Genomic DNA, 12,804 nt, shown 5'->3' on the forward strand with positions numbered 1-12,804 from the left:
CCAACGAGCTGAAGATAGTGTGGCGATAAGGCTGGAAGAGGATAAATAATTAGTGCGATGACGGCTGGCTGGAGTCGGCCGCCTCTTCTGCGGTTTTAGCGGGAGCGATACTCTCTTTAATCTCTTTGGTTTTATTCGCCGCATCGTTGGCCAGGTTATTGGCATCAACAATCGCGCTGTCTTTAATTTTTCCCGCTTCCTGCACGATTTGGTCGCTTTTCTGCCGGGCATCCTGCTTAACGGCATCAGCCTGGGCCTGGGCTTGCTGAGCGATAGCTTCCGCTTTTTTATCCGCTTCCGCCTTGATGCTGGAGGCCTGGCTGCTGAGATTGTTCGCCTCGTCCGCCGCCTGTTTTTTTATCGCATCAATGTGTTTATCCGCTTCATCCTTAATTGCTTCGGCTTTATCGGACGCCGCCTCTTTAATTTGCTGCGCGTTATCTTTTGCTTTATCCAGATTTGCATCAACTTTTGATGAATCGTCACAGCCGGCGAGAATTAAACAAACGGCAGAAGCGATCAGCGTTTTACTCCAGAGTTTCATAGTCATTCCTTTATTTATTAATATCAGCGTATCGGGGAAGTCATCACCGCAGGGTTGCCAGGATAATTCTCATAACAATGATGTCATGAAATTATTTAGCCCCAATACTTAGCCCTGCATCCCTTTATTTATAATCGCTAACCAGGCAGAGTCAAGTTCCTGCGCCACTCCCCCGGCGAGGGCTGACGTAAAAAACCCGGGCGGCTGCCCGGGTTGGTCACTGAAAAAAGAGTTTAGGCGGTGACGGCTGATTTTGTCAGCGTTGGGCCGGCTAACGCCAGCCGGGCGCCGGCATCGGTATCGGTATATTGCTTAAAGTTGTCCATAAACAGTTGCGCCAGACTCTCGGCCTTCTCCTGCCATTTGTCGGCAGAAGGCCAGCCGCTACGCGGGTCAAGCAGCGCGCTGTCCACGCCAGGCACGCTTTGCGGGATAGCGAGACCGAATACCGGTACCGTTTCTTCGCGCAGCTCGCCGGTGGTCCCGTTTAAAATCGCGCTGATGATATTGCGCGTGTCGCGCAGCGAAAGGCGCTTGCCTTCGCCGTTCCAGCCGGTGTTAACCAGCCAGGCCTCGGCGCCGGCCTCCGCCATTTTGGCCGCCAGAACGCTGGCGTACTGCGTCGGGTGCAGCAGCAGGAACGCCGCGCCGTAGCAGGCGGAGAACGTTGGCGTGGGCTGAGTAATGCCGCGTTCGGTACCGGCCAGCTTCGAGGTAAAGCCGGACAGGAAGTGATACTGCATCTGCTCGGTCGTCAGACGGGATACCGGCGGCAGGACGCCAAAGGCATCGGCGGCAAGGAAAATCACCTTCGACGGATGGCCCGCACGCGACACCGGTTTCACGATGTTTTCAATATGCGATAGCGGATAAGAGACACGGGTATTTTCGGTCTTGCTGCCATCGGCGTAATCCACGCTGCCATCGGCTCTGACCACCACGTTTTCCAGCAGCGCGTTACGACGAATCGCGCGATAGATTTCCGGCTCGGCCTGCGGGTCAAGATTAATCGTCTTGGCATAGCAGCCGCCTTCGAAGTTGAACACGCCGTCATCATCCCAGCCGTGTTCGTCATCACCGATCAGCTGACGCAGCGGATCGGTGGAAAGCGTGGTCTTACCGGTGCCGGAAAGACCGAAGAACAGGGCCACGTCCCCCGCTTCACCGCGGTTCGCCGAGCAGTGCATTGAGGCGATGCCCTGCTGCGGGAGCAGGTAGTTCATCACCGAGAAGAGGCCTTTTTTCATCTCACCGCCGTACCAGGTGCCGCCGATCAGCTGAATTTTTTCGCTCAGGTTAAACGCGACAAAGTTCTCGGAGTTGAGCCCCTGCTCCTGCCATTTATCGTTGGTGCAGCCCGCGCCGTTGAGGACGACGAAGTCCGGCGTAAATTCAGCCAGCTCCTCTGCGCTCGGCGCAATAAACATGTTTTTGACAAAGTGCGCCTGCCAGGCCACTTCGGTGACGAAGCGGACGCCCAGGCGCGTTGCCGGGCTGGCGCCGCACCACGCATCAACGACATATAATTTCTTGCCGCTCAGCTGTCCGGCGACCAGCGCCTTCAGATCTGCCCATATCTCGGTGGATAGCGGCTTATTGTCGTTGCGGCCAAGGCCGGAATCGGCCCACCAGACGGTGTCACGCGTCAGATCGTCCCTGACAATATATTTGTCGCGCGGCGAGCGCCCGGTAAAGATCCCGGTATCCACGGCAACGGCCCCGGACTCGGTCATGACGCCGCGCGCCGCGCCGGTTAATTCCGGGCTGGTTTCATGCGCAATCAGCAAGTCGTAATCGGGGTTATAAAACAGCTCGCTGCTCTCCTGAATACCGAGCGAAAGAAGAGCGTCTTTTACTGATTCAATACGTGACATGGCACTCCTGACAAACTATTGGCTGGATAAGATGCTATTAGGGTATTTCAACCTGTCAGCTAAGCGGATGGATTTATTTTAATAAAAAAACCATCGTGAAATTAAATAAACAGGATGAACAGACCAGAGCCGGCGATGTAAAATCGTGCTCGTGTAGGGTGTCGCCTGAACTTTAGAAATATCGTTTGCACGAATAAGTCATAAGCTAACTCTGCAAAAAATGTTAACACCTGTAGATAATTATGTTAATTGCATAGTTTCTATACGTCATGCTAAAATTGCATAGCTATTATTGCAGGGCAGAGGAACGGATCGGTGCTGGCGAATCTTGAAGTAAAATGGCTTTACGATGTGATTGCCCTTGAGGAATCCAGAAGCTTTACCCTGGCGGCAAAAAGCCGCAATATTTCCCAGTCCTCCTTCAGCCGCCGCATCCAGGCGCTCGAGGCGTCGCTGGGCTTCAGCATCTTCGACCGTTCGGCAAACCCGCTGCAGCTGACCAACCGCGGGAAGATTTTTGTCGGCTATGCGCGAAATATGCTCGACGACATGGACTTCCAGATTAGCCGAATTAAAGGGCTGAACAACACCACCCAGAAAATAAGAATCGACGCGGCGCCGTCGCTTTCAGTTTTATTACTTCCGGAAATCATCGCCGGTTATACCGACCGAAAGAATAAAACTTTTCATGTTGAATCGATTAACGTCAACGATGCGGTGTTCAACCTGAAAGAAGGCAAAAGTGATTTTATCCTGTCATTTTATAATGAAGAGCTGATGAACTATCCGTTTATCAATCACAAAATTTTTGACTCGGCGCTGCACCTCGTTTCTCCCTGCGATAAACACGGCAGGCCGCTTTTTCATTTACACCGCGGGGTGCTGCCGCTGATGAAATACGCCAACGACAGCTATATGGGGCGCCAGGTGAATCAGGTGATCGACCGCAAGCCGGAGATCACCTTCTCGCTGACCTTTGTCTCCTCGATGAGCGAGCTGTTAAAACGCATGATCCTCAACGGCGACGGCGTGGGCTGGCTGCCGCAGTACTCTATCAAGCGCGAGCTTGAGGAGGGCCGCCTGACGATTATGGATGAGAGCCTGTCGCTGCCGATCGGCGCCTATATTTACCGCTCCGGCGCGCGGCTCAACCAGTCAGCCGAGCGCTTCTGGCAGCATATTAAGTCTATGAATACCGTGACCGCATAACTCGCATGGCGGCGGGAAATTCGCTATCATCCGCATCCACTTCCTCTCCGTGCAGCCTGATGTCTACGATTATCGATACCTTTATCGCCCCGCCGTGCCACGCTGAAATCGACATCCTCTACGAGGATGACCATCTGCTGCTGATCGATAAACCCTCAGGCCTGCTGAGTCTGTCGGGGAAAAATCCGCGTAATCTCGACTCGGTGCATTATCGGCTGGTACAGCGGTTTCCCGGCTGCACTCTGGCGCATCGTCTTGATTTCGGCACCTCCGGACTGATGGTGATTGCGCGCAACAAGGCCATCAACGCCGCGCTCTGCCAGCAGTTCAGCCAGCGTGCGGTGAGCAAAGTCTACAGCGCGCTGCTGTGCGGGCATCTGGCGGATGATGAAGGAACCGTTGACGCTCCGATAGCCAAAGATCCGGCGCTGTTTCCGCTGATGACGATTTGCCCGCGCCGCGGCAAGCCTGCCCGCTCCGGCTATCGGGTGGTTGAGCGCCTGCGCTATCAAGGTAGCGTGCCGGTGACGCGGGTCCAGCTGACGCCGGAAACCGGCCGCACCCATCAGCTGCGTATCCACTGCCAGTGGCTTGGCCACCCTATTCTGGGCTGCGATCTGTACGGCGGTCTGTTGCTTCCGGGAACAGAACAGGCGCCGCGCCTGATGCTGCACGCCAGCGAACTGCATTTCGTGCATCCGGTTAGCGGAGAGCGGATCGATGCGATAAGCCCCAGCGGGTTTTAACTCGCCCGCTCGCCAGCCCTTTTACCGAATCTCTCCCGCACGCTGATTGACGTCGACGCTTTAATTCGAATCGCGGCATTGCAAATGCAAATATCATATTTGCTCGTTAATCACCGCCTCTGTAGCTTGTGCTCTATTCATGCTTTTCATGAAAGAACATTCAGGGCGCAACGGCTTTATGATTAAACTCGATAATATTCGCAAGACCTACCCCGGCAGCGCGCATGCGGCTATTCGCGGCCTTAATCTGGTGATTAATAGCGGCGAACTGTGCACTTTCGTTGGCCCCAGCGGGTGCGGAAAAACAACCATTCTGCGGATGATTAATCAGCTGGATATTCCTGACGCCGGTGACGTATACGTTCAGGGCGTTAAGCTTGCCGCTGCCGATATTATTCAGGTGCGCCGCCAAATTGGCTTTGTCATGCAAAGCGCCGCCCTCTTTCCGCATCGTACTGTCGCGCAAAATATAGCCACGGTTCCGCGCCTTCTCGGCTGGAGCAAAAAGCATATCCAGGCGCGCATCGACGAATTAGTGGATTTGATGTCTCTCGACCGCAACGTCCTGCCCCGCTATCCGCACCAGCTTTCCGGCGGCCAGCAGGGGCGCGTGGCGATCGCCAGAGCGCTGGCCGCCGATCCGCCTATTCTCCTGATGGACGAACCTTTCGCCGCCATCGACCCGGTGGTTCGCGAGCGCCTGCAGGACGAGCTGCTGTTGCTGCAACAGCGCCTGCGCAAAACGATCGTCCTGGTGACCCATGATATCAATGAAGCTATTCGCCTTGGCGATAGAATCGCTATCTTCCAGGAGGGCGGCGAGCTGGCGCAGTTCGCCACGCCTGACCATATTTTGTCGCATCCGGCCAGCGACTTTGTGCGCCGTTTTATCGGCCCCGAACCGAATCTGCAGCGGCTGGGGAGAATTCAGGTCGGACAGCTCCCGCGCCATGACGTGCCGCTTATTGATGAGAGCCTCTCCCCCATCGCCAGCCCGCATCCGCCGGTCGCCAGTCCGCTGCGCCTGGTGCTGGACAAAAAACGGCGTCCGCTGAACTGGTTCGATCCGGTAAAGCGCCGGACGCTGCCGGTCGACGCGCCGCTGGCGGCCATCAACACGCTGCGCTTTGCCTACAGCGCGCTGCTGGATGCGCCCGGCGGCGTAGTGGTTCATGTCGATACCGACGGTGAATATCAGGGCAGCATCTCCCACGCTCTGCTGCAGAACGTGCTGGAAGGCCACGTGGATCTTCGCCGCTATGATTGACTGGCCGTGGATCCTCGACAACAAAATCATGATCGGTGAACTGCTCTGGCAGCATGTACAGCTGGTGATCGTTGCGCTGTTTTTCGGCACCCTCTTCACCGGCGTATTGATTAGCCTGACGCTGCGCTGGCCCGCGGCCGCCCAGCCGCTGATCTACCTGTGCGGGATACTGTTCACCATCCCGTCTCTGGCGCTGTTTATTCTATTACTGCCGTTTACCGGACTGTCGCTGATGACCTCAATCATCGGCCTGACGCTCTACTCGCTGCTGATCCTGCTGCGCAACGTTATCGCCGGAATAGAGAAACTCCCGGCGACGGTGCTGGAGTCGGCGCGCGCGCTGGGCTATACCCGCTGGTTTCGTTTTGTCGATATAGAGCTGCATCTGCTGCTGCCCTCGCTGTTCGCCGGGTTACGCATCGCTTCGGTGACGCTGGTCGGGCTGGTGACGGTCACCGCCTTAATTGGCCAGGGCGGTCTCGGGCAGCTTCTGTTAGCCGGGTTTAACCAGAATTTTGTCACGCCTATCGCGGTCAGCCTGGTGCTCAGCGTTGTGCTATCTCTGCTGTTGGATTCGCTGATTGCCCGCGTCGGCTATTGGCTAACGCCGTGGGCCCGCTAATGGATATCCTGCAAGCAACATTTCACTGGTTATTACAACCGCAGCACTGGACAGGCGACGCGGGAATATTACTTCGCCTGCGCGAGCATCTTTATTATGTGCTGATTAGCATCGTCGTTGCCTCGGCGATTGCGCTGCCGCTGGGGATTATTCTCGGCTACTGGCGCAAGGGCGCGTTTGTGATTATTAATCTGTTTAATATTGGTCGCGCCATTCCCTCTTTAGGTTTAATTCTTTTATGCATTATTGTGTTTGGCTTTAATGATATTCCGGTCTTTACCGCGCTGGTGGCGATGTCGATTCCGCCGATCCTCACCAACGCCTGGGTTGGCATTTATCATGCCGACCGTCAGCTGTGCGATGCGGCAAAAGCGCTGGGCATGACGCCACTCCAGAGCCTGTGGCAGCTGCGGATACCGCTCGCCGCGCCGCTGATACTCGCCGGCCTGCGGACCGCGCTGGTACAGCTGATCGCGACCGCCGTCGTCGCCGCCTACGCCGGCCTTGGCGGCCTCGGGCGTTTTCTGATCGACGGACTTGGCCAGCGCGATATTCCCCAGGTCATTGCCGGTTCGCTGGTGGTATCGCTGCTGGCCATCGGCTGCGAGCTGCTTTTTTCATTACTCTCCCGGCGCATCGTTCCGGCGCCGGTCACGCAAATAAATTAATTTCCCAACAACAAAAAACCACCTGCAGGTAAAGAGGTATTATGAAGCAGCTATTTAGCATTTCCGCGTATCGTCGCCGCTTGCGTCTTTCGGTATTCACCGCGGGATTATTAAGCTTAAGTTTTAACGCCCTGGCGCAGGACGTCACCATTGGCGGAGCGAATTTCACCGAAAGTTCAATCCTTGCCAATATTTACGCCAGCGCGCTAAAGAAAAACGATATTGCGGTGAAAACCCGTCTTAATCTCGGCAATCGCGAGATTATTATTCCGGCGTTGCAGAGCGGCGAAATTGATATTGTTCCGGAATATCTCGGTGCCCTGCTGAACTATTATGACGGCAAAACGCTGGCTACCAGCCAGAGCGACGTTAGCGCTGAGTTAGCCAAAGCGCTGCCGGCGGACTTTACGCTACTTACCCCCTCCCCGGCCTCGTCCATTACCGCCTGGGCCGTGCGCACGGAAACGGCAAAAAAATATCACCTCAGCAAGCTTTCCGACCTGCAGCCCGTGGCCCATCAGCTGACTATCGGCGGCCCGCCGGAATTCCCGGTGCGCGCCCTGGGCCTGCCGGGCCTTAAGCGCGTCTACGGGCTTGAATTTAAGGCGGTGAAATCTCTGGATATGGGCGGGCCGCTGACCCGTCTGGCGCTGAACTCCGGCAAAATCGACGTCGCCACGGTCGTCTCCACTCAGGGCAACCTCGCGAAAGAGGATTGGGTGGTCCTGGAGGATGATAAGCATGAGCAGCCGAGCCAGAACGTGGTGCCGCTGGTACGCAAAGCCAGCCTGACGCCGAAAATCAGCGAAGTGCTCAATGAGGTCTCCGGCAAGCTGAACAACGCCGCGCTGATCGAACTTAACCAGCAGGTCGATCTGCAGCATAAAGATCCGGCGGCGGTGGCCGAACAGTGGGTCAAAACGCACCTCAACGGCAACTGATTGCCGCCATGCCAGGGAAGGCATCACCTCCAACTGAGCCGAGAAAATGCCAAATAATCCTATGATCCTGAACCTTTTCTTCTTCAATCCCCAGGGTGACTACCGCTTTTCCTGGCGTCACCCGCAGGCGCCGGAGAAGGAAATTTTCAGCCTCAAGTACTATGCCGATCTGGCCCGTAAAGCGGAGGCCGCGACGCTCGACGCCATTTTTATCGCCGATCATATCGCTATCTGGGACACGGTGCCCAGCGGCTTAACCCACTACGCTAACGCCCGGCTGGAGCCCATCACTCTCCTCTCGGCGCTGGCGGCGGTGACGGAACATATCGGCCTGATGGGCACGGCGTCCACCTCTTATAACGAGCCCTATAATCTCGCCCGCTATTTTGCCTCCCTCGATTTTCTCAGCAACGGGCGGGCCAGCTGGAATATCGTCACCTCATGGCTGGAGGAGGAGGCGGCCAACTTCGGCCTTGACCACCTGCCGCAGCACGGCAGCCGCTACCAGCGCGCCGGTGAGTTTATTGATGTGGTCACTCAGCTGTGGGACTCGTGGGAAGACGGCGCGGTGCGCTATGACAAAGCCAGCGGGCTGTTTGCCGATTCCAGCAAGGTGCATCATCTTGATTTCGCGGGCGAGTTCTTCCGCGTGCGCGGGCCGCTGAACGTCCCTCGCCCGCCGCAGGGGCATCCGGTCCTGGTACAGGCCGGCTCGTCGGAGGCGGGTAAAAACCTCGCCGCCGCCTGGTCAGATATGCATTTTGTGTTTATCAAATCTATCGCTGAGGGGTTGGCCTACCGCGAAGAGATGAACCAGCGTTTGCGCAGCCACGGCCGGGATCCGGCGCATTTCAAAATCATCGCCGGCGTTTTACCGGTGGTGGTGAATTCAAACGCGGAAAAGGAAGAGCGCCAGCGGCTTAACGAGCAGCTAATGAGCGACCAGATGGCCATCGACCTGCTCTCTTCCTATCTGCGCATGGATTTATCCGCTTATCCCGTCGACCAACCGCTGCCGCCGCTGCCGGAGGAAGAGACCTTTGATGGGATCCGCACCGCCCTCAGGCTGATTCGTGATTACGATCCGCAGTTGTCGATCCTGGCGTTGGGCAAGCTGCTGTTGCAAAGCTCCGATAGCTGGCTGCTCATCGGCAGCGCCGAGGAGATCGCCAGCGCACTGACGGAAACCTGGCGCGCCGGTGCCGCCGATGGTTTTAACCTGATGTTCCCGCTGCTGCCGGGGGACTTCGACCGCTTCGTTGAGCAGGTGGTGCCGATTCTGCAGCGCAGCGGCGCGATGCGGGATCGCTATCCGACCGGCACGCTGCGCGAGAAGCTGGGTCTGCCGGTCGTCGAAAACCGCTTCGCCCGCCGGGATGGCAAACCGCTGGCTTCATAGCGCGGCTGTTCCCCGGTGGCGCTGCGCTGACCGGGCTACGGGTTCACCGCCGTCTGCGATCCGGTAGCCCGGACAGGCGCAATGCGCCGCCTCCGGGGAAGGTGCTGTGTCTGAAACCTCGGTGCGGTTTCTTCCCGGCTTGCGCTGCGCTTAGCCGGGCTACGGGTTCACAACCGTCTGCGGATCGGTTGCCCGGACAGGCGCAACGCGCCGCCTCCGGGGAAGGTGCGCTGCCGGATGCTTTGCTGCGGTTTTCTTCCCGGCTTGCGCTGCGCTTAGCCGGGCTACGGGTTCACCGCCGCCCGCGGATCGGTAGCCCGGACAGGCGCAACGCGCCGCCTCCGGGGAAGGGGCTGTGTCTGAAACCTCGGTGCGGTTTCTCCCCGGCTTGCGCTGCGCTTAGCCGGGCTACGCGTTCACAACCGTCTGCGATCGGGTAGCCCGGGCAAGGCGCTTGCGCCGCGGCCCGGGGAAATTGGCGCCTACAGCCGCACGACGCCCCTGGCCGCCGCCTCATCACGCCACGCCAGCAGCGGCTGATAGTCCGCGCGCCGCATATCGCTGTAGCCGCAGATAAACAGCGCTTCGCAAAGCGGCCGGTAGCGTTCATCGCTCACCAGCTGCTGCAATGCCTCTCTGAGCAGCCCCAGCGTCGCTGCGGACGTCGTCGCCGACGTAATCAGCGGCAGACCCGGGGCGAGCGGGCTGCGCGCAATCACCGCCAGCCCCGCCAGCGCCTCCGGCTGATGACGCTGCAGCAGCGCCCAGGTCACGCAATCAATGGCGGCAATATCCGCCGTCCCCTGCTGAAGTTCACGCAGCGACTGGCGATGGCTGCCGCTAAACGCGACCGCCGAGAAGAAATGCCCATCGCGCGACAGCGGCGCGACCATGTTTAACAGCACGTTATAGCCGGACTGGGAATCCGGCGAATTGCACACGACCAGGCGCCCGCGAAAATCCGCCAGCGTCTGATCACCGTCCGCCTCACGTACCGCCAGCAGGCTGCGGTAGTTCCGCCCTTCGCATCCGGGCGCCGAATAGTGAAAACAGCCGACCGTTTGCACTGCCGGCAGCCGCGTCATCAGCGGATAACCGCAGGTCTGGCTCAACAGCAGCGCCGGATGGCGCCAGTGCGTCAGCAGATCCTCAGGTACCTGATACGACAGCGTATCCTCCTCCACCACGCCGCGGGCCGCCAGCAGCTGCCGCACCGCCCGCCAGAGCGCCTGAGTATCCTCGTCATTCACCGCGTACATCGGAAACGCCAGCCTTTCACTCATGCTCTTCATCCGCCTTACCCTGCTGGTTGAAGCCGGGATGGGCATTCACCGCCACCGGTCTGGCAAAAAAATGCCGCAGCCATTCACCGTAGCCGCGCACCACAAACCCGGCGTTGCGCCGCTGATACTCCGCCTGATTATGCAGATAGATTTTTCGCAGCCCGTACCACGGTACCCCCGGCAAATCGTGATGCACTGAATGGTAGTTGAGATTGAGGAACAGCACTCGCCAGACCAGCCCCGCCTCGTTAATCACCGAACGGGCCAGCGGATCGTCCGCGGCGCGGTGTTCAAGGAAAGAGCGCACTTTGGTCAACGCCAGCGCCGGGTAGCTGATAGCCAGCACAAAGTAAAGCGGCGAAAAGCCGAGATGATTCATCCACGCGAACAGCGCCGCCAGCAGCAGGCCGTGAACCAGCCACATCGCTATCGTGTTCACCCGCCGGTGTCGAAATGCCGCCAGCGCGCTGCCGAGCGTCTGGGCAATATCCAGCAGCGGCGCCACCAGCAGCCTGCCGATAAACGTATTGCGCAGATGAATAAGGCTGCGCTGCCAGGGGGCAAAACGCTGCCAGCTCTGCGGCGTAAAATAGTAGGATTCCGGATCGTCAACCGGCTGCGTCAGCAAATGATGATGATGGTGCGCCAGGTGCGAGTCGCGGTACAGCCCGTAGGGATACCAGACCGCCAGCGGCAGGGTCCCCAGCAGCTGGTTAAACCATGGTCGCGACGTGGGGTGACCGTGAATAAGCTCATGCTGCAATGACATATACCAGGCGGTGAACCAGATGAGCAGCAGCGTGGCGGGGAAAATGCCCAGCTCGCGCCACCAGGCCAGCGAGGCAAACCAGCCGCCGTAGACGGCAACGATCAGTAGCCAGGTGGGTAGCTCGCTGCGCCACAGCCAGCTACGGGAAAACTGATGAATCCGCTCGCGCTGCTGCGGATGCAGATAGACCGACCTGCTTTTTGCCATTCCTGCCACTGCCTTTTCGCGTTATCGTTTGATCCTCCGAAGATGTGAGATAACGCGTTAAATAACAAAGAATTTAAATCGCTTAGCTTTGCCAGAAAATCACCTTAGCCCTCGTTGAGCACGATGATATATCGCCACCCGGCGAGCATGCTCACGCCCGCGCACGCCAGCAGCGACGCCCCCAGCGATTGCCCCCACCCGGCCGCCAGCAGACCGGCGCCAATCAGGACATAATAAAACAGGCCGAAAAAGGCGCCGGCGGTGCCCCGACAGTCGCCGTAGGCGCTCAGCGCCGACCCCAGCACCAGCGGGATCGCCATGGCCCAGGCAAGGGTGACCAGCGCAACCGGCGCCACAAACCAGATTGATTCCCGCAGCACGTACACCGCGACGCCGCCGGCTAAGTGCAGAATGCAGGCGATGGCGAGTATCCGCCCCAGCGAGACATTCCGACGCAGCAGCCGGTGGTTAAGCAGCGCGCCGAGCAGCGAACCCGCGGCAAGCGCCATGCCGCTGTAGCCAAACGTCAGGGCATCAAGATCGAATCGGGCGAACAGAAACGGGGCCAGGCTGTAGTAGCTGAACAGGCTGACGTTAAATGCCGCCACCAGGATTGCCGCCAGGGCAACGCGCGTATCGCCCACCATCCGCCGCAGCACGTGAAGAAACGGCCCTCTCCTGAGGTTTTGCGGACGCGTTTCCGGCATCAACGCCAGGCAGCCCAGCAGAAGCGCGGCGGCCAAAAGCGCCAGCGCGCTGAATACGCCGCGCATCCCCCAGAGGGCGGTCAACCCGCCGCCGATATAGACCCCGACGGCCGGGCTCACCGCCAGCGCCAGGCCGATAAACGAAAAAATTCCCGCCAGCTGCCGCCCGCGATAGCAGTCCCGCAGGACCGTCTGCGTCACCACTGAACCGGTTGCCGCGCCAGCGGCCGTGACGATCCGCGCCGCCAGCAGCAGCGAAAAATCCGTCGCCCACAGCGCCATCAGGCATCCCAATGCGTAAACCCCTAACCCCGCCAGCAGGGCCGGACGCCGGCCGTAGCGATCGCTGAATCCGCCCCACAGCAAAACGCCGACGGCAAAACCGATAAAGTACACGGAAAGGGTTAGCGCCGCCTGCGGCGCGCTCACGGAAAAACGGGCGCTGATATCGGTCAGCGCCGGGCTATAAATCGTTTCCGCTATTTGCGGAAACATCAGTAGCGCGGTCACCAGCACCAGCGCGGCACGTCCCAACATATCCACCTCCTGATTAACAAGAGGCGCTATT

At 58.7% G+C, this 12,804-nt stretch carries 12 protein-coding genes; 7 read left to right on the forward strand and 5 right to left on the reverse strand.

What is annotated here, in order from left to right; translation table 11 throughout:
- Nucleotides 1–49: 49 nt before the first annotated feature.
- Together FQK12_RS04290 and pckA are read right to left on the reverse strand one after the other, a co-directional pair.
- Complete coding sequence (locus tag FQK12_RS04290) at nucleotides 50–544, reverse strand: hypothetical protein (protein ID WP_014229779.1); 495 nt, start codon at nucleotides 542–544, stop codon at nucleotides 50–52.
- Between the two features lie 233 nt (nucleotides 545–777).
- Complete coding sequence (pckA, locus tag FQK12_RS04295) at nucleotides 778–2,418, reverse strand: phosphoenolpyruvate carboxykinase (ATP) (RefSeq protein ID WP_014229780.1); 1,641 nt, start codon at nucleotides 2,416–2,418, stop codon at nucleotides 778–780.
- 315 nt (nucleotides 2,419–2,733) lie between these two features.
- Here pckA and FQK12_RS04300 point away from each other — a divergent pair, with 315 nt between their 5' ends.
- The 7 genes from FQK12_RS04300 (at nucleotide 2,734) to FQK12_RS04330 (ending at nucleotide 9,270) form a co-directional block, all read left to right on the forward strand.
- Complete coding sequence (locus FQK12_RS04300) at nucleotides 2,734–3,627, forward strand: LysR substrate-binding domain-containing protein (RefSeq protein ID WP_004851947.1); 894 nt, start codon at nucleotides 2,734–2,736, stop codon at nucleotides 3,625–3,627.
- A 59-nt stretch (nucleotides 3,628–3,686) separates the two neighbouring features.
- A complete protein-coding gene (locus FQK12_RS04305; RefSeq protein ID WP_014229781.1) occupies nucleotides 3,687–4,373 on the forward strand; it encodes an RluA family pseudouridine synthase in 687 nt (228 codons plus the stop codon).
- A gap of 178 nt (nucleotides 4,374–4,551) precedes the next feature.
- Nucleotides 4,552–5,640, forward strand: a complete 1,089-nt coding sequence (locus FQK12_RS04310; RefSeq protein ID WP_025108425.1) for an ABC transporter ATP-binding protein — start codon at nucleotides 4,552–4,554, stop codon at nucleotides 5,638–5,640.
- Nucleotides 5,633–6,262: an ABC transporter permease gene (locus tag FQK12_RS04315; RefSeq protein ID WP_014229783.1), complete on the forward strand. Its 630-nt coding sequence runs from the start codon at nucleotides 5,633–5,635 to the stop codon at nucleotides 6,260–6,262. The genes FQK12_RS04310 and FQK12_RS04315 overlap by 8 nt, the downstream gene beginning before the upstream one ends.
- Nucleotides 6,262–6,930, forward strand: coding sequence for an ABC transporter permease (locus tag FQK12_RS04320; RefSeq protein WP_014229784.1), 669 nt, complete (start codon nucleotides 6,262–6,264; stop codon nucleotides 6,928–6,930). Before FQK12_RS04315 ends, FQK12_RS04320 begins: the two co-directional genes overlap by 1 nt.
- Before the next feature lie 41 nt (nucleotides 6,931–6,971).
- Nucleotides 6,972–7,871: an ABC transporter substrate-binding protein gene (locus tag FQK12_RS04325; protein WP_014229785.1), complete on the forward strand. Its 900-nt coding sequence runs from the start codon at nucleotides 6,972–6,974 to the stop codon at nucleotides 7,869–7,871.
- Between the two features lie 61 nt (nucleotides 7,872–7,932).
- Complete coding sequence (locus FQK12_RS04330) at nucleotides 7,933–9,270, forward strand: LLM class flavin-dependent oxidoreductase (RefSeq protein WP_014229786.1); 1,338 nt, start codon at nucleotides 7,933–7,935, stop codon at nucleotides 9,268–9,270.
- A 482-nt stretch (nucleotides 9,271–9,752) separates the two neighbouring features.
- Here FQK12_RS04330 and FQK12_RS04335 read toward each other — a convergent pair whose 3' ends face one another.
- The 3 genes from FQK12_RS04335 to FQK12_RS04345 all read right to left on the reverse strand — a co-directional run bounded on the left by FQK12_RS04335 (nucleotide 9,753) and on the right by FQK12_RS04345 (nucleotide 12,773).
- A complete protein-coding gene (locus FQK12_RS04335) occupies nucleotides 9,753–10,553 on the reverse strand; it encodes a phosphate/phosphite/phosphonate ABC transporter substrate-binding protein (RefSeq protein WP_014229787.1) in 801 nt (266 codons plus the stop codon).
- Entirely contained in the window at nucleotides 10,546–11,529 is a 984-nt protein-coding gene (locus FQK12_RS04340; RefSeq protein ID WP_014229788.1) for a fatty acid desaturase, read from the reverse strand. The genes FQK12_RS04335 and FQK12_RS04340 overlap by 8 nt, the downstream gene beginning before the upstream one ends.
- A 104-nt stretch (nucleotides 11,530–11,633) precedes the next feature.
- Nucleotides 11,634–12,773, reverse strand: a complete 1,140-nt coding sequence (locus FQK12_RS04345) for a Bcr/CflA family efflux MFS transporter (RefSeq protein ID WP_014229789.1) — start codon at nucleotides 12,771–12,773, stop codon at nucleotides 11,634–11,636.
- Nucleotides 12,774–12,804: the final 31 nt, after the last annotated feature.

Source organism: Klebsiella sp. ME-303, assembly GCF_007910085.1.
Taxonomy (GTDB): Bacteria; Pseudomonadota; Gammaproteobacteria; order Enterobacterales; family Enterobacteriaceae; genus Klebsiella; species Klebsiella michiganensis.

What these genes read in the sequence shown, in the direction of transcription:
- FQK12_RS04310 (WP_025108425.1), top strand. Translation starts at nt 4,552, where the DNA reads ATGATTAAACTCGATAATATTCGCAAGACCTACCCCGGCAGCGCGCAT.
- FQK12_RS04330 (WP_014229786.1), top strand. Translation starts at nt 7,933, where the DNA reads ATGATCCTGAACCTTTTCTTCTTCAATCCCCAGGGTGACTACCGCTTT.
- FQK12_RS04335 (WP_014229787.1), bottom strand. Translation starts at nt 10,553, where the DNA reads ATGAGTGAAAGGCTGGCGTTTCCGATGTACGCGGTGAATGACGAGGAT.
- FQK12_RS04325 (WP_014229785.1), top strand. Translation starts at nt 6,972, where the DNA reads ATGAAGCAGCTATTTAGCATTTCCGCGTATCGTCGCCGCTTGCGTCTT.
- FQK12_RS04305 (WP_014229781.1), top strand. Translation starts at nt 3,687, where the DNA reads ATGTCTACGATTATCGATACCTTTATCGCCCCGCCGTGCCACGCTGAA.
- pckA (WP_014229780.1), bottom strand. Translation starts at nt 2,418, where the DNA reads ATGTCACGTATTGAATCAGTAAAAGACGCTCTTCTTTCGCTCGGTATT.
- FQK12_RS04290 (WP_014229779.1), bottom strand. Translation starts at nt 544, where the DNA reads ATGAAACTCTGGAGTAAAACGCTGATCGCTTCTGCCGTTTGTTTAATT.
- FQK12_RS04340 (WP_014229788.1), bottom strand. Translation starts at nt 11,529, where the DNA reads ATGGCAAAAAGCAGGTCGGTCTATCTGCATCCGCAGCAGCGCGAGCGG.
- FQK12_RS04320 (WP_014229784.1), top strand. Translation starts at nt 6,262, where the DNA reads ATGGATATCCTGCAAGCAACATTTCACTGGTTATTACAACCGCAGCAC.
- FQK12_RS04315 (WP_014229783.1), top strand. Translation starts at nt 5,633, where the DNA reads ATGATTGACTGGCCGTGGATCCTCGACAACAAAATCATGATCGGTGAA.
- FQK12_RS04345 (WP_014229789.1), bottom strand. Translation starts at nt 12,773, where the DNA reads ATGTTGGGACGTGCCGCGCTGGTGCTGGTGACCGCGCTACTGATGTTT.